Here is a 26,859-nt window from a genome sequence, read left to right as displayed (position 1 = left end):
CATCATTTTTTATCGAATCTACAGAGGATAATCCCAGTAAAACCATTGTTCATCCCAATTTAAGGCTTTTATCGGAGGGAGATTCGTTGATCGACAATGAGTTATTAACTTAATAATCAACAATTTACAGGTTTACGACCAAGCACTATTTAGAGCGTTCACGTTCTGGAAATGGCGGACACGTTTGGATATTTTTTGACAGACCTAATCCTGCAATTCGAAGTAGAAAAGTTTTTATTTCGATTTTAGAACAATCGGGAGCTTTTTCAATGTTTGATAAAAGTTCGAGTTTTGACAGATTATTTCCCAATCAAGATTTTCTTTCAGGAAAAGGTTTGGGAAATCTGATTGCTTTACCATTTTTCAAACCCTCAATGGAAAATGGGAATAGCTGTTTTGTCAATCCTGAAACTTTTGAACCGATACCTACCAATGGCAATTTTTGAATAAAATTGAACGAGTTTCGATTGAAGTGTTGGACAAATTATTTCAGGAAATTTCAACAAATCAAAATTCACCAATTAACTATCTTGCATCCTGTGGAAATCCTCAAAGCCATAACGGAAAACTATCCATCACACTTCAACAAAATGTCCGTATTCAAAGAGACAGATTGAGTACTCCGTTAATCAATTTTCTGAAAGAAGAGATGAATTTTGCCAATTCGGAGTTTTTCATCAAGAAGAAATCAGGCAAAAATACGTTTGGAACAGAACGGTATTTTAAACTTGTTGAAGAAACAGAAAATGAAATTATTATTCCAAGAGGCTTTATCGGGAAATTGCTTCGGTTTTGCAAGGAACAAAACTTGGATTTTGATTTTCATGACAACCGGAAACAAAAGGAAGAAATCTCTTTTGCATTCAATGCAACTTTGAGAAACCATCAAGATAAAGTCATTGAAGCCGTTTTGAAAAAGGATTTTGGAGTTATTGTTGCTCCGCCTGGTTCGGGTAAAACGATTATGGGGTTGAAAATTATTGCCGAGAAAAAACAACCAGCTTTAATAGTTGTCCACCGCAAAAAATTACTGGAACAATGGCAGGAACGGATTCAGGCATTTCTCGGAATCCCTAAACATAAAATCGGCATTATCGGTCAGGGAAAAGCAAAGATTGGAAAACAAATTACCGTAGCAACCATTCAAAGTTTACCGAAACAGATTGAACAAATCCAAAATCAATTCGGAACTATCTTGGTGGATGAATGTCATCATATTCCTTCTAAAACATTTCGCAATACCATTGAGAAATTGGAATCATTTTATCTGTATGGATTAACAGCAACTCCATTCAGAAAATACAATGATGACAAACTAATTTTTGCTTTTCTTGGCGAAATAATTTCGGAATTATCCAGTAATGAAATTGAAAATTTTAAACACGCTCAAATTGTTGTCAGAAACACCTATTTGGATGTCCCTTACAATTCTAAAACAGATAATTTTGAAATACTTTCAAAGATTCTGGTTCACGATTCCGAACGGAATAAGCTCATCATTAAAGATATAGAAAGCGAACTTTCTAAAGGTAAACGAATTGCTATTATCACAGAAAGAAAAGAGCATATTGATACGCTTTATCTTTTTCTGAAACAATCTTATGAAGTTGTTACACTAAGTGGAGATGATTCAGACAACAATAAAAAATCCAAATGGCACGCTTTACAGCAAGGCAATTTTCAGATATTGATAACCACAGGGCAATATTTTGGTGAAGGTTCGGATTTGTCCAATATCAGTTCCTTGTTTTTGGTGTATCCTTTTTCTTTCAAGGGCAAGCTGATTCAATATATAGGTCGTGTTCAACGTTCGGAAATCAATCCAATAATCTATGATTATCGGGACATAAAAATAGATTACCTGAATAAACTATTTTTGAAACGAAATACTTATTATCGTCAGATAGCCAGACAAGCAAGTTTGTTTGATGAGCCAACCGAACTTATTGCAGAAATACAAAGTTTGATAATCGAAAAGCAAATCAAAATAACCATTGAAAATATGGACTTTGGATATGGAAATGTTAGCTTTGAATACACTGATAAAGAAAGTAATCAGCGATTTATTTTTGAAATCGAAAACGAAGAATTCAGACCTCAGTTTGAAGTATTAAAGCCTTATTTCATCAAGGTTTTGAAATTAAAATCTGTTACGATTCATATTTATGCCGAAATAGAAAATGGTGTGATTTTATCTCAAATAGCAACTTCCACTGATATTGAAAACATCGATAAGGAAATTATAGAGAGTGTAAAGTTTCAATTCTTGAACAAAAGTTTTATCGGTCAGATTCCTATATCAAAACAAAATATATTAACGGCAAATGAATTACCGAAAAACCAAAATTTTTATACTGATGCTGAAAGCATTTTAGAAGATTTATTAAAAGGCAAACAGTACAAACATTCACAGCATATTCAATTTTTAGCAGACAAGCATGAAAGAGATGTAATGAAACTTCGGTTCGTTTTACAACCGTTTTCATTGGTTTTTTTAATAGCTGGAGAACAGAACTATCACGTCATTTTAGAAACTTTAGACACCGAAGAAGCAACCTACATTTGGCATACGGACAAAAATAGATCTGCACTCATTGATTCTATAAAACAAATCGATAAAGAATTAAACATCATCCGAGAAAGAGGACGCCAAGCCTATTTGGAAACTAATCCACAAGATTTTTCAAGAATAGTCCATGATTACTCAGACAACAATAAAGGATTTATAATTTGGAAAGGTTTACTAGATGAACGAATGATCTATGTAGCTGCTAAAGATCATTGAAACGGAAAAGAAGGGTTTGGATCAGGAATATTTCATTCAAACATTGAAGAAGTTATGATTTAAAAATATTTGTTCTCTAAGATATCATTGCAAGGTCCCCAAAAGACCGTGATTGCGCTGAGCGAAGCCAAAGTGCTAATATTTTAACGACATTACAGTGCGACGAAGTAAACATGGAGTATTCACGATTACAAAAATTAAAAATAGCAAGGAATGAGCAATCCCATAATTGAACCTAACAAACCTAAGCCCAAGACAAAACTAAATAAAGGTCAAAGCGATCTCTAAATCCTGGCTCGGTCGTTTGCATGTAGGATTGGGACAGCTAAATGCGCAGTTAAAAAAAACATAAAAACTAAGATGGATCTGACGGAATATAAAGATATCATCGAAATCCATCAGCAAAAAATGGAATCTCATATAGAGGGGTTAAGACGTTTTCAAAATTATTTTGGCAAAAAAATTAATCATGCTAAGATTTATCCAAATTGGGCTGTGGTGGTTTTTATTGTGAACTTGGTATTGGGCATTGGAGGTGTGGTCTCTGTGGTCATGTATTATAGTGGGATGTGAAGTGGTTAGAATTGGCGAACAGCATCTCTAACATACAAATGTCAAATTTCTTTTAATTCCTTCCTGTTTAAAGATACCACTATCCCAACAGTAAGCGAAAAAGCAATAAATGCCAGTGATAGCCATTCTGGGAAGGTATAATGATGCGCCAATATAAGCTTAGCCCCTACAAACGTTAATATAGCAACTGTATTTTAGATACGCGAACTTGGCAAGCATATTAGCCAAGAAAAAATACATAGACCGTAACCCAAGTATGGCAAAAATGTTGGAACTAAAAACTAAAAAAGGATCAGAAGTAATAGCAAGTATTGCAGGCACACTATCAAGTGCAAATAAAATATCGGTAAACTCAATAACAATTAAGGCAATAAACAATGGAGTTGCGGCCGTAATATGACGTAGTTTAATAAAAAACTTTTCTTTATGCATATGCATGGTAATAGGCATAACTTTTCTCAAATTTCTATATACAAAAGACTTTTTAGGATTAAAGGCTTCTTCTTTAGAAAATAACATTTTTAATGCTGTAAAAATCAAAAATGCCCCAAAGATATAGGTGGTAAAACTGAATTTCTTAATAAGCACCACACCAAAAAATATCATCAATGCCCTAAACACAATAGCACCTAAAATACCCCAAAATAAAACCCTATGCTGGTATTTTTGAGGAATACCAAAGGAGCTAAAAATAACGGCCATCACAAAAATATTATCAATGCTTAAAGACAGCTCTATCAAATACCCTGTAATGTATTTTATGGTAGCATTCATTGGCTGTAAAGCATCTACATTATCTAACTTACCTGTACTGTATAACCAGTAAATAACACCTGAAAACAAAAATGAGATAGAAACCCAGATACTCGTCCAAATAGAAGCTTCTTTAACGCTTATGATGTGTGGGTTGCGGTTAAAAACACCCAAATCTAAAGCTAAAAATATAAGTATACCCTAAGTACATGACAAAAAACAAAACACATCTATATCTTTTTGATTTTCAGAGTTCAACAATACGTTAGCCAAAAATGACAGCCCATATTTAAAAATACTTTTGGCTTTTCTGCCATGTTTTTTGATGATGATCGGCTTGATCAGGTGCAGATGGATTCCTACTTTATAGCACCAAACAAAAGCAATCATTACCAGTAATATCAATTTTTCTATTCTTTGGACATCTTGCAGATGTGTCCTTTCAATATCAAAACCGCTAGATTTCATAGCTTTAAAGCACATCTCTATCTGCCAACGTTGTTTGTAATCCTGTTGTGCCTTTTCAGGTTTGTTAAACGATACAATAATTAAAAAATCTTGCCCAGCTTGTCTATTGGCAAGTTTACAGCCCGATAGATAACACAGTTGGCCATTGACCCGAACAATTTTAGTGTAATGTACAAACTCATTGGTCTTAAACCGATTGAACAAATGAGATGCCTTTATTTCTTTATTTTTATGTGGTAGAAATACTTTAAAATTATTTCGAATACGTATGTAATACCTAATCTTATTTTGATTTAAAAAGCCCAACCATTTTTCGCCCACAAATTCCCTATCAGCAACAACAGATTCAATGACCTCTTTGCCAAAAAGGCGGATAAATCTATTGATCAGATCGATACGCTCCCGACTATTGGAATTTCCTCTTTTGTCAAGCATGGTAAACAATAAAGGAAACGCAACACCTTTATAAACAATGCCGAGCATAAATATATTGATATTGGTCTGCCCAAACTTCCAATTGGTCCTATCAATGCTCAATATAAGTTTCTCCTGCACAGGCAGAAGATTGAATATAAGACGTGCTATAAGGTCAGGATCTAAACTATAACCGGCAATAAACCGTTGTATGCGCCTTAGCGAAGACCCTGGATCTGCCTTGGTATCAAAAGCATTGGACAGTTTTTCAAAGGTCACGGTCTGTACCCTGCATAATGCAATAACAAAATGAGAAATGAGCTTTACTCTTGCCAGATTAATCTTTTTTTGAAAATGACTGTTAAGAACAGAAGTTAATTCACTATTTTTAGTGATGGCATTGGTTTTCTTCATTAGATAAATAGGTCGTAACTATTCAGCCGAGTTGATGTAGTTATCAACAATTTTTTAATTTTTCACACTGTTGTTCTTAAAAATCATTGGTTTTATGAACATTGGTTTATAACTCTGTGATATTAGAGTGCTATTTTTTTTTGTTTGTTAGCCTTGGTTTAAGACCTTAGGGAAAACAATAGTTTTGAGCGACAGGCAACTTATAGAGCGACTGTTACAGGATTTTGAATCTCTTAAAAAGGAGAATACAGAATTGCGCTCGAGGGTTACCGAACTCGAATTAAGATTGGCAAGATATGAGAACCCCAGGAATAGTGGCAATAGCAGTGTTCCTCCCTCACAAGATCCATTTAGAAAGACCAAAAGTCTACGAGAAAAATCTAATAAACCCCAAGGTGGCCAAAAGGGCCATAAGGGCAGTAAACTAAAAATGGTCGCTACACCAGATACCGTAGTTGTCCATGATGTAGAAAACTGTAGTTGTTGTGGAAATAGTCTTAAAGAGGCTCCCGAACATTACGATACACGTCAAGTTTTCGATATTCCGGCAATAAAGATACACGTCACAGAGCATAGAAGACTGCACAGGAGATGTGCCTCTTGCGGAAGACCAAACAGGGGAAAGTTCCCAGAACAACTTGTGCAAGAAGCACAATATGGTACGCATTTAAAATCGCTCTGTGTTTATCTCCAGAACTACCAGATGCTTCCCTTTGCGCGCTGCAGTGAATTAATTTCCGATTTGACGGGGCACCGTATCTCGACGGGGAGCCTATCAAATTTTCAAAAACAATGTTTTGGCCATTTGCGGGATTATGAGCAAAATATAAGACAGCAATTATTACAGAGCCCTATTTTACATGCCGATGAAACAGGTATTCGCCTTAACGCAAAAAACAGTTGGATCCATGTAGTGAGCAATGAAACCATAAGCCTTTTTTTCCATCATTTGAACAGGGGAAAACAAGCTATGAACGCCATGGGGCTTTTAGAACTCTATAAAGGCACCCTTGTACATGATCGTTTCAGCAGTTATTTTTCCTATGAATGCGACCATAGCCTATGTAACGCACATATACTAAGGGATCTTGTTTATGTTGAAGAGGCTTTTGACGCGCCTTGGGCAAAGCAAATCAGGAAATTACTCTGCAGGGCCAAACAGGACAAAGAGAAAAATCCCAATTTAAAAGCCTCTTATTATTCCAGGATATTCAAAAGATACACGGGCCTGGTCAGGCCAATCATAAAAAAATATAACAGGGTATTAAAGAAAACAGATGAACAGAAGCTGGCTTTTGCCCTTGAAAAACACAAATACCTGTTCCTTAAATTTATAAAACAAATCGATGTCCCTTTTGATAATAACCAGGCGGAACGAGACTTAAGGATGATCAAGGTAAAACAAAAAGTATCAGGGTGTTTTAGGTCGCAGAGCCATGCGCAATACTTTGCCAGGATTAGGGGATACATATCTACACTCAAGAAAAATAATAAAAGTGTACTTGAAAATATTCAAAACGTCTTTCTTAATAAACCCTTTTTGCCTGTTATGGCTGAATAGTTACAATAGGTCGAATTATTCTTCTAATATACTGAAAATCAATGCTTTAATCTAATTATTTAACATGTAATTTGCTGATTTTTAATGAATTGAATTTTTTATCATGTACTAAAAAGTATACCTAAAATAAACAATCCCCAAACAATCATAGTATTTTTAATTAATGACTCCAAAAATACTTAATGGCTTTATTCCAAAAAAAAATTATAGATTAAATTATAGAGACTATAGCAACATTATATAAAATCTTTATATCTCATTAAGTAACTTTACAAAAATTATAATTTTGGGCACTTTAAAAACTCGGGAGTTAAGTAAGATTAATCAATATATCATTAGCATTTCCTTAATTCTATTGGTTTCCATCCTGTCTTATTCCTTTAAAGATATTATTGGATATCGGGTTGTGGCACTAATTCTTCTACTGGTTGTTTCTATTTCTGCAATGTTGTTTGATATATTTCCAGTTTTGGTATCGGCTTTGTTGAGTGCGATTGTTTTAAATTTCTTTTTCATTCCACCAACATTTAATTTTAATATTGATACATCAGAAGATGTGTTAATGTTTTCAATGTATTTTATTGTAGCATTAATCAATGCAGTTTTAACCTTTAAAATACGCCAATTTGATCGCAAAAAACAAAACGAAAAAGAAAAAGAAAAATCCATACAGCTTTACAATACCATTTTAAACTCATTATCGCATGAGTTAAGAACGCCCATTGCCACTATTATTGGAGCCATAGATACTATAAACGACAATGAAACCAAACTATCACAGGAGAATAAAAAAGAGTTATACAACGAAATTGAAGTAGCTTCCAATAGATTAAATCGCCAAGTAGAAAATTTATTGAGTATGAGCAGGTTAGAAGCAGGAACCATAAAGCCTACATACGATTGGTTTGATGTCAACGAGCTGACTTTCAGTGTTATTAAAGAAAATGCTAACGATGCCAAAGAACATACGATTGTCTTTAATCCTAACGAAAACTTGTCTTTAATCAAAATTGATGGCGGCTTTCTGGAGATGATTTTGCACAATCTCATTCACAACGCTTTACAACATACGCCAGCACAAACAAAGATTTTAATTGATGTGGAATGTGTAGATGGCACATTCAACTTAAAAGTATCAGATAATGGCCTCGGTTTCCCTAAAGAAGAAATAAATTTTGTTTTTGATAAATTTTATAGACTCAACGGAACATCAACTGGAGGCACAGGTTTGGGTTTGTCCATTGTGAAAGGGTTTACGGAAGCTTTAAATGGTCACATTTCCTTAAAAAGCATTAAAGGTACAGGAGCTTCGTTTTCTGTTACGATTCCAGTTGAGACATCCTCGTTAAACCACATAAATAATGAATAAGGCACAAGTATTAATAATCGATGATGAGCCACAAATAAGGAAATTGCTTCAAATTAATTTGGAGAGTAATGACTATAAAGTGATACAAGCCATAAATGCTAAAGAAGGTACAACATTGGCTGCAAGCCATTTGCCAGATGCCATTTTGTTGGATATTGGTTTGCCCGACAAAAGCGGTCACGATGTTTTAAAAGAACTAAAAGAGTGGTACAATAAACCTGTCATCGTTCTATCAGTTCAAGATAATGAATCAGATATTATAAAAGCATTAGATAATGGTGCTACCGATTACCTAACAAAACCTTTTAGGACAGGAGAACTTTTAGCACGTCTACGTTCGGCAATTAGACGAAATCAAAATATAGAAACCAATGCTATTGTCATTTCGGGCGATTTGGAAATAGACTTGGTTGGACGTACTATAAAAAAACAAAAAGAGTTTGTGAAATTGACTTCTACCGAGTATAGCCTCTTGGCATTATTTGCTAGAAATGAGGGTAGGGTGTTGACGCACCAGTATATTTTAAAGGAAGTTTGGGGAGTTGGTTATCAAAAAGAAACACAGTATTTAAGAGTGTTCGTTGGAACTTTAAGAAAAAAAATAGAAGACAACCCTAATAATCCACAATATATCATTACCGAAAGTGGTGTAGGATATAGGTTTCAGTAATCTTTATAAAATCTTTATACCAGTATTCAAATTTTAATTTTAAGCATATAGGGTTTATAAGACCTTTGTATCACAAAATTAATTATTTAAAATTTGAGTCCTTTAAAAAACCGCTTTACACTTATAAAATGGGTGTACCGTTTTGCATTTCTACTATCCTTCTTCGGAATGTTTCTTTTCATTGCCGATTTTGGTTTTGATAAATCTGCCAAGCTGCAAGAAACCATTAACACGTTTTATTTTGTAGTCATCAGTTTAGGTATCGTGGCTACAATACTTCGCTATGTAGAACGGCTTAAAGAGATAAAACGGTCTGTTGTCATATTTGACGTTGTTACCATTATTATAACACTAACCATATTGTATGCCCATTTTTTAGGCGAACAGGCTCATAGGCATATATCATTTCTATATAACGACAATTGGGTAAAATTTGCCATTATACTCACGTTTATAAGAGAGTTTTCCGAACAAAATATAAACTACAAGCGCACCACTTTAAATCCTGGTCAATTATTTATAGCAAGCTTTTTAACCATCATCGTTTTGGGTGCATTTTTATTAATGTTACCCAATGCAACTCATCAAGGCATTTCATTTATTGATGCGTTATTTACCTCCACAAGTGCTGTATGTGTTACGGGCTTAATTGTGGTGGATACTGGAAGTTATTTTACGACCTTCGGTCAATCTATAATTTTATGTCTCATTCAGGCTGGAGGTATTGGTATTCTTACCGTAGCAAGTTATTTTAGTTACTTTTTTAAAGGTGGTGCCTCTTATGAAAATCAATTAACATTAAGTGACATGACAGGTAGCAGTAAGCTGGGAGAAGTCTTTTCAACACTAAAGCGCATCCTTGTTATTACCTTTTCCATAGAATTGGTCACAGCAGCATTGATATACACAACGCTTGATGGTAAATTATTCAATACTTTTTTTGAACGCTTGTTTTTTTCGGCATTTCATTCGGTATCTGCATTTTGTAATGCAGGCTTCTCGACACTTCCTAACAGTTTATACGAATCTGGATTTAGATATAACTACATGCTTCAAAGCATCATTATAGCAGCTTTTGTCCTTGGAGGTTTAGGGTTTCCTATAGTGGTAAATATTATTAAATATCTTAAATACTTTGTGGTAAAAAAAATATTTTATTTCACAGGTAAGGAGCAAACGCATAAACCTTGGGTCTTAACTCTTAATAGTCGCATCACATTGGTAACGACCACAGTGTTGACAGTTGTTGGCACATTACTGTTTTACATCAATGAGTACCATAATACCTTATCAGAGCATGATGGGATTGGTAAATTTGTTACTGCATTATTTGGAGCGGCAACACCTAGAACAGCAGGATTCAATACTGTCGATATGTCTGCTTTAAATTTTTCAACTATAATGATGTTGTTTCTGTTAATGTGGATTGGCGCATCGCCTGCTTCAACTGGAGGAGGTATTAAAACAAACACATTTGCAATAGCAACGCTTAACTTTTTAAGTCTTGCGAAAGGAAAATCAAGGATTGAAGTATTTCGAAGAGAAATTGCAGAAGTGTCTGTGAGAAGAGCTTTTGCAGTAATTACCCTTTCCTTATTAGTTATAGGAACGGGAATTATTTTAATTTCAATTTTTGATGATGATAAAAGCCTACTAACTATTGCTTTCGAATGTTTTTCAGCATATGGTACGGTTGGTTTAAGTTTGGGTATTACTGCAAAATTAAGTGCATTAAGTAAAGGCGTCATTATACTCGTAATGTTCATTGGTAGGGTAAGTATGCTCACCTTATTAATTGCGATGTTTAAAAAGGTCAAACATAAAAATTATAAATATCCAATAGAAGAAATTACAATAAATTAATCAGATGAAATATATAATAGTAGGTTTGGGAAGCTTTGGTGCATCATTGGCCGTAAAGTTAACAGAACAAGGCAATGAGGTCATTGGTATTGACACCAGTATGGATAAAGTAGATAATTATAAAGAGCGTATTTCGCACACCATTTGTATGGATGCCACAGATGAGTTTACCGTATCAGGTTTGCCTTTAAAAGATACCGATATGGTTGTTATAGCCATAGGGGAAAATAAAGGGGCGAATATCATGGCTACTGCTTTATTTAAGAATTCACAAGTTAAACGATTGATAAGTCGCGCCATAGACGGCCTTCACGAAAAAGTATTACACGCCATTGGTGTCGATGAAATTGTGCATCCCGAAGAAGAGTCGGCTGAACGTTGGGCCAAAAAATTATGCCTAAAAGGTGTTGTGGATTCCTTCGAATTAAGTGATAATTTTAGTATCGTTGAGGTCAATGTCCCTACAAGATTTGATGGGAAAAGTATTAAAGAAATCAATATTAGGGAAACATATAATTTATTAGTCTTAACTACTATTACAAACAAAGAAGAAAAAACGATTATTGGCAAAACAAGAACTGTTATTAAAGTTAAAGGAGTGGCAGGTCCTAATGACATACTTAATAAAAATGACATTTTGGTAGTATATGGCGCAAACAAGGATATTAAACAATTTTTAAAAGATGATTAATTTAAACAATTTCTCAAAATTAGCTCTAGTTATAACCATTTAATTTGTTTTTTCATGCAAGGATAAATTCCACGATGAAATGATTTTAGAACAGAAAAAGGTACAAGATTCTATTAACGATACCGTTGAAGGAAAAACATCAAAAATCCCCAATGATAAATTTGAAACGATAATTTATGAAGGCTGTGAATATCTTGTTTATAAAGAACAACCTGATAATAATAAGGCACTAGGATTTATGGCTCATAAGGGCAATTGCAGCAATCCAATTCATAATCATTTTTCAAATTAAAATCGGTGAAATGAGGTTTAAGCTTCATTGCTATTTTCATCATTATATCTACAATTTCTTGAATTCATAAACTTTCGCCCTGATGCGATAGTCTTGAAGAAGAATGAAAAATCATATGAGAGAATAAATCATCTAATTTATCTTTCGGCAGTATACTTGTCCGGAATTCCTTATTGAAAATGACAGAAGGCATCTTTCAATATTTCCAAACCACTCTTCCCTTTCCAAATTTTTTTTTAAATGATTTTTACTGTTTCCTTGAAACCTGAGTTCGATGTAAGAATGTTGATTATTACTGTGTTTTTGATGCAATAGAAAAGCGGAAATTTAGTATATTTAAGTATCTAAAATTCAAATATTTAACTAAAATTTCCGCTATGATTTCTAATGATAAAGTTACTGAAATTTTCTTTGCTATCGATGAGTTCTGTAAGGTTTTTGAACCCGCTTTTACACAAAAACTGCTTGAGGACGGTAAAAAACACAGAAAAAGGGTCTTCAAGATGTCGATGAGCGAGATTCTTACCATTACGATCATCTTTCAGCTCAGCGGGCATAGGACTTTTAAACACTTCTATCTTTTTTACGTTCAAAAGCATATGAAATCCGAGTTCCCCGCTACCGTTTCCTATAATCGGTTTACTGAATTGATGCAAGCCAATATGCTGCCACTTGTACTATTTATGAAGACCTGTTGCCTGGGAGATTGCACAGGGATCTCCTTTGTTGATTCCACTCCTGTTAGGGTCTGCAAGAACAAGCGCATCAGTTCCAACAAAGTCTTTGAGGGGATCGCAACCACCGGGAAGTCCACCATGGGCTGGTTCCATGGTTTCAAGCTCCATATCATTGTGAACGATAAGGGGGAAATCCTGAATTTCGTGATCACCCAAGGAAATGTGGATGATAGGGAGCCTCTTAAAGAAGGGAACATATTGAACAGGATATTTGGGAGCCTATATGCAGATAAAGGATATATATCAAAGAACCTGGCAGCGATGCTTTTTGATGATGGGCTGCACCTGGTCACAGGGATACGCAATAATATGAAAAACGTACTGATGACAATGAGGGACAAGATATTGCTGAGAAAACGTTCGATAATAGAGACGATAAACGACCAGCTCAAGAATATTTGCCACGCCGAGCATTCCAGGCACAGAAGTTTTGGGAATTTTATAACCAATCTGGTAGCCAGTTTGATTGCCTATTCCTTCCAAGAGAAAAAACCAGGAATAAAATTTGAGGAACAGCCTAACGCAGGTGGCCAACTTGCATTATTCTGCTAATTGCTTAGGTCGAACTCAGGTTTGAAACATAGCTTTATCCGGTTCTTGGGATAAATTAAACTGAAGTATCGCAAAAATAACGTTGGAGCATTATGGTTTTTTCTTATTTACCATTTTGAAAAAAATTATTTCAAGTTATAAAAACAATAACCAGAGATTTTTCAAAGTAGAAAAAGTACATTCATTCATATTTTCAAATAACAATACCATTCAGCACATTCCCAATATACATCTTTGACATTAAATCTGCTTAAAATCCTATTGAAAAGTGAATTCTACTTTCATTATACCGTCAGCACATTCCCCTACATTTCGCAAAAAGCTACAATTCGGGAAAAGAGCTTTACTAAATTGTCTTGCACACAATCCCCAATTTTCGGCTTTCCATTCCGCTTACACTTCCCGCGATGCTGGGATGTGACGCTTTATTACAATCCAAAATCGTGAATAGAGTCCGCTTGTCTGAAATACCTTATATAATCTTATTGGAGTTGGAGGATGGTTTTAATTAAGAAATAAATAGTATATTCAATCGATAAGAAATTTTAGTTTTACATAATTGAATTTATAATCCAATTAACTCTTTTTGTCTTTTTGTTGATTATTTTAACTGCATCTGTATCACATTTGTACCACATTTCTATCCCTATCCCTCACAAATAGGGTACTATAAAATACTGCATCGGCAAATAGATTGCCATGCAATTTAACGCGTTCTGATGTAAACAAAATACTTAGGAAAAGCAGGTCATAGCATTGATAAGGTTTTTAAAGGGCTTAAGCACGGAACCTATTTTAATGCTGAAATTGTCAAATGGTGTCTTCGTGCAGGAATTACTAAGCACATTACATTTCACAGTGCCAGGCACACTAATGCGGTATTGCTATTGGAAAATGGCGCAGATATTTATACGGTCTCAAAACGTTTAGGGCATAAAGAGATCAGAACTACCCAGATTTATGCTAAAATAATTGATAATAAAATGAAGGAAGTGGCAAATAGTATTCCGATCTTAAAACTATCCCTCGACTAAAATATTTGCATTTTAAAGCTATCAAATTCGGACAAAATGGACACCTCATGTCGACAGAGGTCTGGGTAAGATTATGAGTAAATATTAAAACTCAGGCTGATCTAAGACACAAGCAACCATTTTTAGACATGAGGTATTTTTCCGATATCCCATGCCTAAAATCTCACATCCATTTTTTATTTCCACTCAAAATCTCCATGTTCTATAGTCCAATCGTTACCGAAAAATCCCGCATGTTTCACGGCGTCTGTTCCTTGGTTTAACAAATTGCTGTCAAACAGAACGACATCAGGAAAAGTAGTCCCATTTACTAAATAATGATTGGCATAAGCTGCTTTCATTCCCATATCACCTGTTGCGGTAATGACACCGATGGTTGCCACATCACTATCGGTTCTAGGTACTGCAAAATATAGTCCCCATTGGTGTCCTGATAGTATTTTATCGCCAAAACTTACTGCATTGTTTTTAACCTGAATTGGACTATCCTTCAACAGAACTTTCCATGCCGCATTATTGTCTTTATTCCCATAAACGATAACATTTCTATCCGCGTATTTTTTTAGTGAAAAGTCAGTGTCTTTAATCATTTCAACATTGCCATTGGCACGATAATAAAAAGTCTCTGCGTCAAAAAGAGCCTTGTGGTAGTACCAATCGTTTTCTATAGTAGAGCCTTTAGTGGCATACACAAAAACGACATTATTTCTAAAGGCATCTTTAAATCCACCATTTCTATGCGGACCTTTTTGACTTAAGGATGGAGCAGTGGTTGTTATCCATTTTTCGTTATCCTTTTTAAAGAAATTTTTAAGATCTGAAGACACTTTTAATGTATCACCGTCAAGAGTAATTTCATTTACAGTTTCAGTTAATTTCGATAAATCGACTTCCAGTAATGCCACGTTAGTTGTGATAATATTAAAACCTTCTTCTTTAGAGAAATCAAAAGAACTGACCTCAAAAGGCTTTTCTTGTTGGTGAATGGTCATAAAATGAGATGTTGCAGAAACCCCTGAAGACCCCGTAAAAAATTCTAATTTCTTAACGGCTGAATCTTTTTGAATGGTACGCTGTTTAAAAAAATCGAAAATTGGAGGCCAATCTACACTGTGGTTACCATACCAATGGGTGCCATCAGGATACTCATAATACGTAAAGTCATTATGGAATTTACCCAGACGCTCTCTCATTTGTCTTGCAATAGCAGTCGGAACCACATTATCTTTTTCCCCATGCAAAACATAGACCCCACTTTGTAAATAATTGCGTTCTAATTTTAAGGTTCTACTAGGTGTACCTGCTCTTTCAATCATATTTTGCAGCGGCGTATTAACGTGTTCCAACTTCATACGCTCCACTCTTTTTGCAGAAATGCCTCTTTCTTCTAATTGTTCCGGTGTCATTTCTAACACTGTTCTGGAAAATCCATCGCGATATGCCAATAAATCAGGATAACCTGCACAAGGAGCAATTGCGGCAAATTTGTCAGGATAGGTAGCTCCTAAATACCAAGTCCCATGACCACCCATAGAGTGTCCAGTTAAGTAAATTTTACTTTCATTGGGTTTATAAATGTTTTTTGCATCTGCCAGTACTTCTAAAGCATCCAATCTACCCCAATCTTCCCAAGCAAATCCGAACGGACGGCGGTTGGTGGGGGCCACTAAAGTACCCCAATCTTTCTGAACATAAGCATTGGCTTGGTTTACAGCTTCAACGGAAGCGCCATGTACGGATAAGAACAAAGCTTGAGACGCTTCTTTACTTGTTGATGGTGCCACGCTATAATATTGCACGCTTCCATCGATAGTGCTGATAAAGGTTTTTTTATGATGTTTGTATTTTGATTTTACCTCTAAGGTTACTGTTTGATTATTGATAGTGATTCCTTTGTTGTTTTTTAAATTCAACTGCAAATCAACACGCTCTTTTGAGGCATCCACTGAATTCGAAGTAAAAGAAAAAGGAATTTTTTGTACTGATAAAGGTGGCATATTGGCAATAATCGTAGTTGAATTATTATCAGCTAATTTAGCTTCAATAATTGCTTCTTTTATCCAATTCTCCGTTGCATTTACCACTCTAACTGCGCCTTTGTATGCTTTGCTTTCTTCTTGTTGAATATTGGGCATGGTCATGTCTCTTGTTGTAAATTGGACTCCAGTTGAAGGCGTAATCAATCTTGCTCTAATTCGCGGGAAACGCCCCACTTTTAGTACAAATATATTCTCTCCTTTTTTTAATTTAATAGGAATAAGACTGTAGCCAAAATCGTAGTGGTCGCCTTCGTGAGGGAAACCGTTGATTAAAGCAATAGAATGTCCTGACGCTTCAAAAAGTACAATCTGTTCTGAATTGGAGGTATAGGTTAAATATACATAAGCTGACCTTAAATTACTGCCAGAAAAACTGCTCGTACTGTCAATTTTTATGGATTTCCACTTTACAGGTTGTCCTAAAAAGTCAATATCAAAAGTTGATTCTTTGGTAGCTCTATATTGATTATCGGTCAGGAACCGATTAAAAACTGGGTCGTTAGGAAAAGAAGAGGATTCAAAGCCAAGATTCTGCATTTGTAATGCCAATCCAGTTTTAAAAACATGTAACACATTACCTTCGCTAACATCATTAATTTTTTCTTTACCGAAGTATTCAACGATGTTACCCGTTTTTTGAGCATTCATAGTAGTGGTAGAAACACCTAAGAGAAATACAATTACAAAGAAGAATTTAAAATTGTTACGCATCATAATGGATTTTTAAAGTAATTTATCTCCAATAATAAACATTAAAGTCTTGATTTTGCATTATTATTAGACCAGAGGCAATTCTGCATCGGCAAAGGTATGGTAAGATGATAAATACTTATCTGGTTTGATTGTAAGAGCATGAAAGATCAAAATTTAAAAGATAAAAGCATTATCATACAATAAATATCAGAAAACGACGGTACTTTTAAAGCGCTAGATATTGACTAATATCCTACTGGTGGTGATTTTTACAATATGAGGCGAGCGTTAGTTTGCAACGATGGTATAGCTTAACCCGTTTGAATATAATCTAAGTAATTTTAAACACTATGTCCATAGGAACCTTGATGGGAAGATTTTTTGGAAAACATTTTATAGATAGAATGTGGGAAAACCAAACAAATACAAAAAAATTAGGTCACTCTCTTTAGCTTTAGATCTTAAAAACGCATAAGATCTTTTCATTTGGGTTTTTACAGTGTTAACCGAAATTCCATTTAATTTCGCAATTTCAGCATAACTTTGACTATAAACAACATAAGATATGAAGATGTCTTTTCTGCTTTGTGGAAGTTGATTCAATAATTCCCATATCTTCTCATACTTATTGGCATTTTCAATAAAGCTAGGAGTCTTATCTTCTTGTTTATAAAGGATTTTATCTAATGACTGTTCGTTATTGGCTTTTTGCAATGTTTTTAAGCTTAAATTCTTAACTGCCCGGATAGCATAAGCTTGAAAAGATATTTTGACTGAGATATCTTTTCTTTTTTGCCAAAATGAAATAAAAAAATCCTGCACAACATCTTTGGAGGAGTCTTTATCTTTAAGTATTGCAAATGATACTAAACACAATAACTTATAATGTTCTTTAAATAATCTTTCTATTTCATCAGTATCGAAGAGTAGTTCTTGTTCCATAATATCTGTTAAATGAGGGTTTTTGAATTAATATTTGTGGTAGAGTAATTCTATTCTTATTGCTGATACTTTCTTCTACTATTATTTGTTGAATCCTACGTTAAGGTTCACTGCTCATTTACATTTCCCACCCATGGAAACCTGATATCATTTTTAATTATTAATGCTAATCCTGTAGGCGATTAATAATTAGTATTATGATTAATTAACCTTAATACAGTCTAAATGTAGCATTTTTTTTGTCTAATAAAAAAGTATTAATGGCAATATAAATAAATAAACTGTCACCCTAATTCATGATTTTTATAACTCTACAGTAATAATCGTAATTAAATTCATAATTATTTGAAAACTATTTATTCAGTTCTAGTGCAATACAGTCCACACATATAACTAATCATTTAAATCTACAAACAATGAAAAATCAGTTGTTAATTACTTTGCTATTTATGCCTTTTTTCATGGGAGCTCAAATGATTGGGGGACCCGATCGTCAATCTGGAGAAGGAGAAGGCCCTTACGACCGCTTAATTATTAGAGGGGTTACGATGATTGATGGAACTGGGGGGCCACCAACAGGACCTGTGGATATAATTGTCGAAAAAAATAAAATAATCGATATTGTTTCCGTTGGAGTTCCAAAGATAGCAATAGACGAATCTAAAAGGCCAAAATTAGGAGAAGGAAACACAAAAGAAATTGATGCTAATGGTAAGTTTATTATGCCCGGTATTGTTGATTTACACGTACATACTGGAGGTTTTCCAAAAGCACCCGAAGCAGAATACGTTTATAAACTTTGGCTCGCAAATGGCATTACCACTGTAAGAGGAGTTCCTACTGGAGAATTGGAATGGTCCTTAAATGAGCGTGCAAGAAGCGCAAAAAATGAAATTGTGGCTCCACGAATCGTTTCTTTTCATCGTCCAGGAAGTGGAAAGGAATGGAAAGACCGTAATATTTTAACACCTGCAGATGCAAAGGAATGGGTACAATACGCCAAAAAAAAGGGAGTAGATGGTTTGAAACTGGGTTCTTATCGTCCTGCGATTATGAAAGCGCTTCTCGATGAAGCTAATAGCTTGGGAATGGGGAGTACAGCCCATTTAGCGCAAGGTGGTGTGGCTCAAATGAATGCTTTGGATGCGGCCAGGTTGGGATTGACGAGCATCACCCATTTTTATGGTCTCTTTGAATCTATGTACGAAAATAATGACATTCAACCTTGGCCTATCGACATTAACTATGGTGATGAGCAACATCGTTTCGGTCAGGTGGCTCGACAATGGAATTTGGTAAAACCAGGTGGCGATAAATGGAATGCACTTCTTGATGAATTTATAGAAATGGATTTTTACATTAATCCAACAATGTCTATCTACTCAGCTGGTAGAGATGTGATGGCGGCTAGAAATGCAGATTGGCATGCTACCTATACACTGCCTTCACAAATGGTTTTCTTTACACCAAGCCGTTTAAGCCATGGTGCTTACTGGTTTGATTGGACTACTGAGGATGAAGTTGCTTGGAAAAGGTTTTATCAGGTATGGATGCAGTTCTTAAATGAATACAAAAATAGAGGGGGTAAAGTAACAGTAGGTTCTGATTCAGGATTTATATATCAATTATACGGTTTTGGAACCATTTTAGAACTGGAAATGCTTCAGGAAGCTGGTTTTCATCCCCTTGAAGTTATTCGGGCAGCAACAATGCATAGCGCTGAAGAAATATTTAAACCTTTGAAGAAAGAAATTGAATTCGGTGTAATTCGACCAGGTCTATTGGCTGATATGATTATTATTGATGAAAATCCATTGCAGAATTTAAAGGTGCTCTATGGTACTGGTGCTGTAAGACTTAATGATGATAAAGGAATCCCAGAAAGAGTGGGTGGTGTAGTATATACCATCAAAGATGGAATAATCTATGATTCCAAACAGTTGCTAAAAGATGTGGAACAAATGGTTAATAAGCAACATAACGAACGTGACAAAAAATAATATATTAAAAGTTGTTGTCACCCTATTTTAAATTTTTTAGAACTTATTATTAAGAAGAAGAATTATTTATGAAAACAACACGACGTTTAGAGTTAGCATTAGAAACAATCCTCAACTCTGGAGAAATAACATCCGAATCAATAGCGCATTTAACTTTAGATGAAAAAGACCTTGTACAAACACTTTATGAACAAGGCCTGCTTGAGGAGTCTCTGAATTTTATTAGAAGCTTAGATAGCGATACCGATTGGGAAAAAGTGAGGGGCAAATTGATAATAACTGACAAAAAAGTTGTTCCATTATGGAAGTCTGTAATGCGCTATGCAGCTGTATTTATAGGTGTTTTTGCGATTGGATATTTACTTCATTTTAAAGGAGGATCAACGGAAAAATATAAAATTTCAAAGAGTGGACATATAAAATTATCATTAGGGGATGATAATATAAAATTTGTGAATAAAGGAGAAAGTCAAGAGATTAAGGATCCATCAGGCAATGTAATTGCAAAACAACATGGAAATACTATAAAATATGCAACAGATTTAAATATCACTGAACTTGTATTTCATGAATTAGAAATACCTAATGGTGAAATTTTTAATATAGAATTGTCGGATGGCACGGTAGTACACCTGAATTCAGGCTCTAAACTGAGGTATCCACTCAAATTTTTGAAAGGGCAAAAAAGAGAGGTGTTTATACAAGGGGAAGCCTATTTTGAAGTCACCGAAGATAAAGAGCACCCTTTTACGGTCAAAGCTGACGCTGTTGCAATTGAAGTATTAGGAACAAAATTTGGCGTTTCTACCTATAAGGAAGATGCATCAATTGAAACTGTTCTGGTTGAAGGTAAAATAAGTATGTCTAATTCCTTTATTCCTGAAGACGCTGTAGTTTTATTGCCAGGTACAAAAGGAACTTGGCACAAAACGGAACATCAAACAAAAGTAGAAAAGGTTGATGTACAATACTACACCGGTTGGATGGAAGGTGAGTTGATTTTTAGAGATGCAACTTTTGATAATATGATAAAAAAGCTAGAACGCTGGTATGATGTTACCATAGAGAATAAGAATGCGGTATTGGGAGATAAAATCCTGAACGCACGGTTTAGCAAGAATATTGAAAGTATTGAGGACGTCCTTAATTATCTCAATGAATTACAGCCATTCAGTTATAAGATAAATGAGGATCATATATTAATTTATTAATAGCCACTAATCATAACAACTATCGCCTATGACAAATGTTTTTAACCCCTAATAAAGCTGAAAGAAAACCGGAAAATGTTGCAGCATTCCCCGGGAATTAAATTATGACTTAAAAAATTGCATCGACAACCAGTTAAATCAATACAAAATTATGAAAAAAAATAAAACCGGTAGCTTACCGTTAAGGATATTCTCCAAAATAGACCTAAAAATGAAACTCACTGCCCTTCTTTTGATTGTTTCGTTATTTCAAACGCAAGCAAACTCACGTTTTAATGATGATAGGTTAAGTCTTGATATTGAAGAAGCTAGCCTGTTAAAGGTTTTTGAAAAGATCGAATCAATTTCTGATTACAGGTTTTTATTTGAGAGCAAAAAAAGTGTTTTTGAAAAAAAAATAACTTTAAAACTCAAAAATAAAGAAATCAAAGAAGTGCTCGATGTAATTCTAAGTGGGACAGATATAGAATATCGTGTTAAAGGCCGTCAGATTATCCTTTTAAGAGATGAAAAAAATCATAATTCCTTAAAATCTCAAAGCTCTGATTCTAATAAATCATATGAAAATATGGATGTACAGCATCAGGTTAAAGGCATTGTTTCTGATGGGCAAGGGATCCCTATGATTGGAACAAATATCATAGAAAAAGGAACTACCAATGGAACACAAACTGATTTTGATGGTGCTTATAGTCTTATTATACCAAGTGACGGTATTTTAGTTGTATCGTATGTGGGATATAAAACGAAAGAAGTTCCTGTTGGGAATCAAACAACTATAAATATTACACTCGAAGAAGATTCTGCCCGGTTAGAGGAAGTGGTGGTAACGGCATTGGGTATTTCCAGAGAAAAGAAATCTCTTGGATATGCTACGCAGGAGGTCAGTGGAGACGATGTAAACAGGGTGCCTACAGACAATGTTGTTAATGCCCTATCGGGAAAAGTTTCAGGTGTTCAAATTAAGAATAATTCAAATTTAGGAGGTTCCAGTAATGTTATTATTAGAGGGAGTACATCCTTAACAGGAGATAATCAGGCCTTATTTGTGGTTGACGGGGTTCCTATCAGTAATTCTAATTTTAATACGTCTGATCAACAAAACGGTGGAGGAGGATTTGATTATGGTAATTTGGCCTCTGATATTAATCCTGAAGATATTGCCTCTATTAACGTGCTAAAAGGTGCCGCAGCGACGGCTTTATATGGTTCTAGGGCAACAAATGGTGCTGTAATTATCACGACAAAATCAGGAGCGGGGGCCAAAGATAAGCCGAGAATTACCCTTAACACGGGAGTTACCATGGGGTTTATTGATAAATCAACGTGGCCCAAATTTCAATATGAATACGGCACAGGGTATGGAGCTCTCTATGGTCCAAACGGTAATGAGTATTTTAATCAGAGAGATGTAAATAATGACGGAATACTTGATCTTGTATCTCCTAGCACAGCTTATGGGTCTTACGGCGGGGAGTTTAATTCCAATTTATTAGTGTATCAATGGGATTCCTTCTATCCTGAATCTCCAAACTATTTAAAGCCTACTCCGTGGGAAGCCCCACAAGATAAGCTTATTAGCTTCTTTGAAACTCCAGTAACACTTGTTAATAGTATCTCTTTGTCTGGAGGTGCAGAGAAAGCCAACTATAGAATTTCATACACAAATTTTGAACAGGACGGTATAATGCCAAACAGCAATATATCCCGGAATAATATCTCTGTAAATACAGGCTTTGACCTAAGCGACAAACTAAAAACATCTGCAAGCGCAAATTATATTAAAACAGATGCACTCGGCCGTAATCGTACAGGAAATGAATCGGCCTTTGGTAATGGTGGTAACGTAGTGTCAGCTATGCGGAAGTATTGGCCAATGAATGTGGGTATTAAAGAATTGAAAGAAGCTTATTTTAGTACAGGAAGAAATATAGATCCATATATGGGAGGAACAATTGACAATCCGTATTGGGTATTATATGAAAATTATCAGAATGATACGCGAAGCAGAATTTTTGGTAATGCTTCCTTAAACTATAAAATAGCCAATTGGTTGAACGTTGAAGGTCGGGTTTCGTTAGATACCTATTCATTTTTACAGGAAGAGAGAGCCAATCAAGGCACTAGAGGTAGAGAAGGTAAGTATGAGAGAAAGAATATTAATTTCAGCGAAATGAATTATGACTTGATGTTAAACTTTAACAAGCATGTTTTTGAGAAGTTAAACATTAGTGGCGTGTTAGGTCTTAATATTAGAAGAAATGATTTTAGTTCTATTAGTGCTGTGACGAATGGAGGTCTGGTAATTCCAGGTTTATACTCGCATTCAAACTCCGTTAATATACCGAACGCGAACATTGAAACTAAAGAAAAAATTGGGGTTGATGGATTTTACGGTTTGGTATCTTTTGGGTATGACAATCTATTATATGTAGATGTTACTGGAAGGTTTGATCATTCTTCAACCCTCCCTAAAGAAAACAGCACCTATTTCTACCCTTCAATATCTACAAGTTTTATATTCTCAAATTTAATTGACAGCGACTTATTATCTTTTGGAAAACTAAGATTAAATTACGCCGAAGTTGGTAGTTCTGCACCGGCTAATAGTCTAACCGATGTGCTATCTAAACCCACCCCGTTTGGTGCCATTCCTTTATATGGTGTCAATACAACAAAAAATAATACGGAGCTTTTGCCAGAAAGCACGGTTAGTACAGAATTAGGTGTGGAACTTCGTCTATTGAAAAGTAGGTTAAGAATAGACATGTCCATCTATAAAACGAATTCTAAAGACCAAATTATTCCAGTGGCAATCTCTACAACCACAGGGTATTCTTCAAAATTTGTCAATGCAGGTGAAATTGAAAACAAAGGAATAGAATTAGCCCTATCGGGTTCTGTAATTAAGACCGATGATTTTACATGGGATATTAATGTGAATTGGGCAAGAAATAAAAGCAAGGTAATTTCTTTGTTTGAAGGTGCATCTAATTTACAATTGGGAAGTGTTTCTGGAGTTACAATAAATGCTACCATTGGTCAGCCATACGGTACAATACAAGGAACTGATTATATTTATCTTGACGGTAAACGTGTTATCAATCAAACGAATGGTGAATATTTGCGTACCACAACATCCAATAATGTCATCGGGAATGTTACGCCTGAGTGGAATGGAGGAATTACCAATTCACTAAGATATAAAAATTTTAATTTTAGTTTCTTAATTGATATGCAGACGGGAGGTGATGTCTATTCAAGAGATATAGCTGTGGGAAATAGGTCAGGTCTTTATGACTATTCTGTAGGATTGAATGACCTTGGTAACCCAATGCGAAATTCTCTGGCAAATGGTGGTGGTATACTCTTGGAAGGCGTGTCTCCGGAGGGTCAAACAAACACTGTTCGTACTGCGATGGATACTTATAATAATGCAACTGGTAGCGTAAAGGCACCAGCAGCCCATTTCATTTATGATGCGTCATATGTAAAATTAAGAGAAGTGTCTTTAACTTATTCATTTCCAAAAGTCGGTCTTCTTGATAAAATCAAAGTTGAATCAATAAAACTAAGCCTTGTTGGTTCAAACTTATGGATTATTCATAAAAATTTACCATTCTCAGATCCTGAGACCAATTTAAGTTCTGGAAATATTCAAGGATTCCAAGAGGGTGTACTCCCATCAACACGTAATCTAGGCTTAAATCTTCAACTACAACTCTAATCTAAAATAGAAATATCATGAAAAAATATTTTCTTTTATATGTCACATTTATATTTTTCACTTGCTCTAATGATTTAGAGAAACTAAATGTGGATGTGAAAAATGCAACATCAGCTCCTGCTGAATCATTTTTTAACCTTGCTTTAAAAAACCTGTCAGACTTGGAGAGTGATCTTACTTACGGATCAAACGGTACGCCATTTACACTTTCCAGACTTTGGTCTCAACAGATTTCCTCAGTTACATATAACGAAGGCACGACCTACTATTCAAACTTTAATTGGAATGATGTCTATATGGGTGTTTTGGTCAATTTGGATCAAGCAACAGCTATCATTGAGACTAATATGCAAAGTTCAACAAATAACGTTGCGCTTCAAAATCAACACTCCATCGCTGAAATCTTAAAAGTCTTTGCTTTTAGTAAGCTTGTTGAAACCTTTGGTGACATCCCATATTCTGAAGCATTGAATGTTAAGAACATTTCTCCCGTATATGATGATGCTGAAACTGTTTATCTGGATTTGTTATCTCGATTGAGTGTAGCTTTAGATAATATGGATGAGTCACAGGCGAGTTGGAATAGAGATATTATGTATGATGGCAACACAGAATTATGGAAGAAATTCGGGAGAACATTGCAATTGCAAATGGGTATGCGCATTGTAGATAGTAATCCTCAGGTTGCAGAGAGTAATATTATAGCTGCCATTCCTGAAGTTTTCACATCCAATTCTGATAACGCCCAGATTGAACATTTAAATGCCCAACCTAATACTAATGCATTGTATCTGGATCTGGCCGTAGGAAATAGGAAAGATTTTGTTGGGGCAAAGCCGTTTATTGATTATATGAATCAACTTGATGATCCGAGGAGAAGTGTGTTTTTTAAACCTGTAAATGGTGAATTTATAGGTGCTCCATCAGGATTGGTTGTGGATTACAAAAGTTATTCTGAGATGGGTACGCTGTTTTACCAACCTACAACCGCAGTCATACTAATTGATTATGCCACAGTTGAGTTTTTGCTTGCGGAAGCGGCTGAACGTAATATAGGCGGGGTTGTTAACGCAGAATCCCATTACAATGCGGCAATTAGAGCTTCCTTTGAATATTATGAGGTGGATGGGGTAGAAGACTATTTGCAAAATCCAGAAGTCGCATATGACACTGCTCCTGGCAATTGGAAACAAAAAATAGGAATGCAAAAATGGGTGGCCTTGTTTAATCAAGGCTTGGAAGCATGGACAGAATATAGAAGATTGGATTATCCACAACTTACTGCGCCAGCGGGTGCATATGTCAATACAGTGCCTGTGCGTCTTATTTACCCAATATCTGAACAAACCCTGAATAGAAGTAATTATGAGGCTGCTGCGATTGCCGTAGGGGGTGATTTGTTGACTACAAAGCTTTTTTGGGACAAATATTAATGGAGTTTTAATTTATTAATTTGATCAGCTGGGAGTGGTAGAAATAGGTGTTTTCTTGGTCCAATAGAAACTAGTCTTGCCCAAGTCACCATGCTATGGGATTTTAAAATCTTCATAATGGATGTGTGCTGATAACGAACAAAATATCGCAAACAGATTTTTAAAATAGTATTTTAAATTACACTAAATGACTAGGATGGTTATTGTAGTGGAGGCGTGATATTTAAAAAAAGTAAGGTTTGGTTAAATAAAACACATTCTGTTTAAATCAAATTCCTACCAAATAAATAAATGGATAAAGGAGAATTGACACGTATTATGTTAATAAATATTAAAGTGATAAAAATTTCGTAACTATTCAGGCTTCAATATAGCAATAGTTTTAAAAGCGCCGAATATGTTTTGTCCGTTTTTAATACAGGTGTCAGTTACTGATCGTATGACCGCATAGACTTGTGCACCATTTTCAGTTTTGAACTGACCGGATACTTTTTGTTTCACTTTCACATTCCTAATTGCTCTTTCCGATGCGTTATTGTCAGCAGGCACATGGAAATGATAGAGAAAAGTAAGAATATATTCTTTGTGCTTTATCATTCGCTTATGAAATGCACGCAGTTTCTTTTGATTTTCCGGTA

The 26,859-nt window shown here is 35.0% G+C and carries 18 protein-coding genes and 2 pseudogenes; 15 read left to right on the top strand and 5 right to left on the bottom strand.

Features of this window, described 5'->3' with window-relative positions; all coding sequences use genetic code 11:
- Positions 1–122: 122 nt before the first annotated feature.
- From JEM65_RS23600 to JEM65_RS20550, 3 genes are all read left to right on the top strand, one after another.
- Entirely contained in the window at positions 123–446 is a 324-nt protein-coding gene (locus JEM65_RS23600; RefSeq protein ID WP_439953517.1) for a TOTE conflict system archaeo-eukaryotic primase domain-containing protein, read from the top strand.
- Positions 443–2,785, top strand: coding sequence for a DEAD/DEAH box helicase (locus JEM65_RS20555; protein WP_233530765.1), 2,343 nt, complete (start codon positions 443–445; stop codon positions 2,783–2,785). The genes JEM65_RS23600 and JEM65_RS20555 overlap by 4 nt, the downstream gene beginning before the upstream one ends.
- 288 nt (positions 2,786–3,073) lie before the next feature.
- Entirely contained in the window at positions 3,074–3,358 is a 285-nt protein-coding gene (locus tag JEM65_RS20550; protein WP_307810571.1) for a DUF6730 family protein, read from the top strand.
- A gap of 41 nt (positions 3,359–3,399) precedes the next feature.
- Here the strand turns inward: JEM65_RS20550 and JEM65_RS20545 are convergent.
- Positions 3,400–4,309, bottom strand: a pseudogene (locus JEM65_RS20545) (TerC/Alx family metal homeostasis membrane protein).
- Between the two features lie 3 nt (positions 4,310–4,312).
- On the bottom strand, positions 4,313–5,407 hold the full coding sequence (locus JEM65_RS20540) for an IS4 family transposase (RefSeq protein ID WP_199603543.1): 1,095 nt from the start codon (positions 5,405–5,407) through the stop codon (positions 4,313–4,315).
- Between the two features lie 184 nt (positions 5,408–5,591).
- On the opposite strand from JEM65_RS20540, the gene tnpC reads away from it, so the two are divergent.
- From tnpC to JEM65_RS20500, 8 genes and pseudogenes are all read left to right on the top strand, one after another.
- Positions 5,592–6,968 (top strand): IS66 family transposase, encoded by a 1,377-nt coding sequence (gene tnpC / locus JEM65_RS20535; protein WP_262895273.1) that lies wholly within the window; start codon positions 5,592–5,594, stop codon positions 6,966–6,968.
- A 286-nt stretch (positions 6,969–7,254) separates the two neighbouring features.
- Positions 7,255–8,337 (top strand): sensor histidine kinase, encoded by a 1,083-nt coding sequence (locus JEM65_RS20530; RefSeq protein WP_233530764.1) that lies wholly within the window; start codon positions 7,255–7,257, stop codon positions 8,335–8,337.
- Positions 8,330–9,007 carry a response regulator gene (locus JEM65_RS20525; RefSeq protein ID WP_199603539.1) on the top strand — a complete coding sequence of 226 codons (678 nt, stop codon included), beginning with the start codon at positions 8,330–8,332 and terminating at the stop codon, positions 9,005–9,007. Before JEM65_RS20530 ends, JEM65_RS20525 begins: the two co-directional genes overlap by 8 nt.
- A 168-nt stretch (positions 9,008–9,175) precedes the next feature.
- Positions 9,176–10,870 (top strand): TrkH family potassium uptake protein, encoded by a 1,695-nt coding sequence (locus tag JEM65_RS20520; RefSeq protein WP_199603550.1) that lies wholly within the window; start codon positions 9,176–9,178, stop codon positions 10,868–10,870.
- Between the two features lie 4 nt (positions 10,871–10,874).
- Positions 10,875–11,561, top strand: a complete 687-nt coding sequence (locus JEM65_RS20515; protein ID WP_199603537.1) for a potassium channel family protein — start codon at positions 10,875–10,877, stop codon at positions 11,559–11,561.
- 79 nt (positions 11,562–11,640) lie between these two features.
- Positions 11,641–11,853: a hypothetical protein gene (locus JEM65_RS20510; protein ID WP_199603535.1), complete on the top strand. Its 213-nt coding sequence runs from the start codon at positions 11,641–11,643 to the stop codon at positions 11,851–11,853.
- A gap of 377 nt (positions 11,854–12,230) precedes the next feature.
- Positions 12,231–13,142, top strand: coding sequence for an IS982 family transposase (locus JEM65_RS20505; RefSeq protein ID WP_199603533.1), 912 nt, complete (start codon positions 12,231–12,233; stop codon positions 13,140–13,142).
- A 758-nt stretch (positions 13,143–13,900) separates the two neighbouring features.
- Positions 13,901–14,176 (top strand): annotated as a pseudogene (locus JEM65_RS20500) (tyrosine-type recombinase/integrase); the annotation flags it as partial.
- A 176-nt stretch (positions 14,177–14,352) separates the two neighbouring features.
- On the opposite strand, the gene JEM65_RS20495 reads toward JEM65_RS20500, so the two are convergent.
- A complete protein-coding gene (locus tag JEM65_RS20495; protein ID WP_233530763.1) occupies positions 14,353–16,929 on the bottom strand; it encodes a prolyl oligopeptidase family serine peptidase in 2,577 nt (858 codons plus the stop codon).
- Positions 16,930–17,301: 372 nt separating this feature from the next.
- Positions 17,302–17,850 carry an RNA polymerase sigma factor gene (locus JEM65_RS20490; protein ID WP_199603531.1) on the bottom strand — a complete coding sequence of 183 codons (549 nt, stop codon included), beginning with the start codon at positions 17,848–17,850 and terminating at the stop codon, positions 17,302–17,304.
- A gap of 416 nt (positions 17,851–18,266) precedes the next feature.
- Between JEM65_RS20490 and JEM65_RS20485 the strand changes: the two genes are divergently transcribed.
- From JEM65_RS20485 to JEM65_RS20470, 4 genes are all read left to right on the top strand, one after another.
- Positions 18,267–19,850: an amidohydrolase family protein gene (locus JEM65_RS20485; protein WP_199603529.1), complete on the top strand. Its 1,584-nt coding sequence runs from the start codon at positions 18,267–18,269 to the stop codon at positions 19,848–19,850.
- 68 nt (positions 19,851–19,918) lie between these two features.
- Positions 19,919–21,061: a FecR family protein gene (locus JEM65_RS20480; RefSeq protein WP_199603527.1), complete on the top strand. Its 1,143-nt coding sequence runs from the start codon at positions 19,919–19,921 to the stop codon at positions 21,059–21,061.
- A gap of 151 nt (positions 21,062–21,212) precedes the next feature.
- Positions 21,213–24,788: a SusC/RagA family TonB-linked outer membrane protein gene (locus tag JEM65_RS20475; RefSeq protein WP_199603525.1), complete on the top strand. Its 3,576-nt coding sequence runs from the start codon at positions 21,213–21,215 to the stop codon at positions 24,786–24,788.
- Positions 24,789–24,805: 17 nt separating this feature from the next.
- A complete protein-coding gene (locus JEM65_RS20470) occupies positions 24,806–26,221 on the top strand; it encodes a SusD/RagB family nutrient-binding outer membrane lipoprotein (RefSeq protein WP_199603523.1) in 1,416 nt (471 codons plus the stop codon).
- 354 nt (positions 26,222–26,575) lie between these two features.
- Here JEM65_RS20470 and JEM65_RS20465 read toward each other — a convergent pair.
- A partial coding sequence (locus JEM65_RS20465) for an IS66 family transposase (protein WP_199603059.1) occupies positions 26,576–26,859 on the bottom strand: 284 nt, incomplete at its 5' end.

This window comes from Gelidibacter salicanalis, from assembly GCF_016469035.1.
Classification (GTDB): Bacteria; Bacteroidota; Bacteroidia; order Flavobacteriales; family Flavobacteriaceae; genus Gelidibacter; species Gelidibacter salicanalis_A.
Note: the sequence above shows the minus strand (reverse complement) of the source record. Positions and strands in the feature narration are given on the sequence as shown.

What these genes read in the sequence shown, in the direction of transcription:
- JEM65_RS20540 (WP_199603543.1), bottom strand. Translation starts at nt 5,407, where the DNA reads ATGAAGAAAACCAATGCCATCACTAAAAATAGTGAATTAACTTCTGTT.
- JEM65_RS20525 (WP_199603539.1), top strand. Translation starts at nt 8,330, where the DNA reads ATGAATAAGGCACAAGTATTAATAATCGATGATGAGCCACAAATAAGG.
- JEM65_RS20520 (WP_199603550.1), top strand. Translation starts at nt 9,176, where the DNA reads ATGTTTCTTTTCATTGCCGATTTTGGTTTTGATAAATCTGCCAAGCTG.
- JEM65_RS20515 (WP_199603537.1), top strand. Translation starts at nt 10,875, where the DNA reads ATGAAATATATAATAGTAGGTTTGGGAAGCTTTGGTGCATCATTGGCC.
- JEM65_RS20510 (WP_199603535.1), top strand. Translation starts at nt 11,641, where the DNA reads ATGATTTTAGAACAGAAAAAGGTACAAGATTCTATTAACGATACCGTT.
- JEM65_RS20505 (WP_199603533.1), top strand. Translation starts at nt 12,231, where the DNA reads ATGATTTCTAATGATAAAGTTACTGAAATTTTCTTTGCTATCGATGAG.
- JEM65_RS20495 (WP_233530763.1), bottom strand. Translation starts at nt 16,929, where the DNA reads ATGATGCGTAACAATTTTAAATTCTTCTTTGTAATTGTATTTCTCTTA.
- JEM65_RS20490 (WP_199603531.1), bottom strand. Translation starts at nt 17,850, where the DNA reads ATGGAACAAGAACTACTCTTCGATACTGATGAAATAGAAAGATTATTT.
- JEM65_RS20485 (WP_199603529.1), top strand. Translation starts at nt 18,267, where the DNA reads ATGAAAAATCAGTTGTTAATTACTTTGCTATTTATGCCTTTTTTCATG.
- JEM65_RS20480 (WP_199603527.1), top strand. Translation starts at nt 19,919, where the DNA reads ATGAAAACAACACGACGTTTAGAGTTAGCATTAGAAACAATCCTCAAC.
- JEM65_RS20475 (WP_199603525.1), top strand. Translation starts at nt 21,213, where the DNA reads ATGAAAAAAAATAAAACCGGTAGCTTACCGTTAAGGATATTCTCCAAA.
- JEM65_RS20470 (WP_199603523.1), top strand. Translation starts at nt 24,806, where the DNA reads ATGAAAAAATATTTTCTTTTATATGTCACATTTATATTTTTCACTTGC.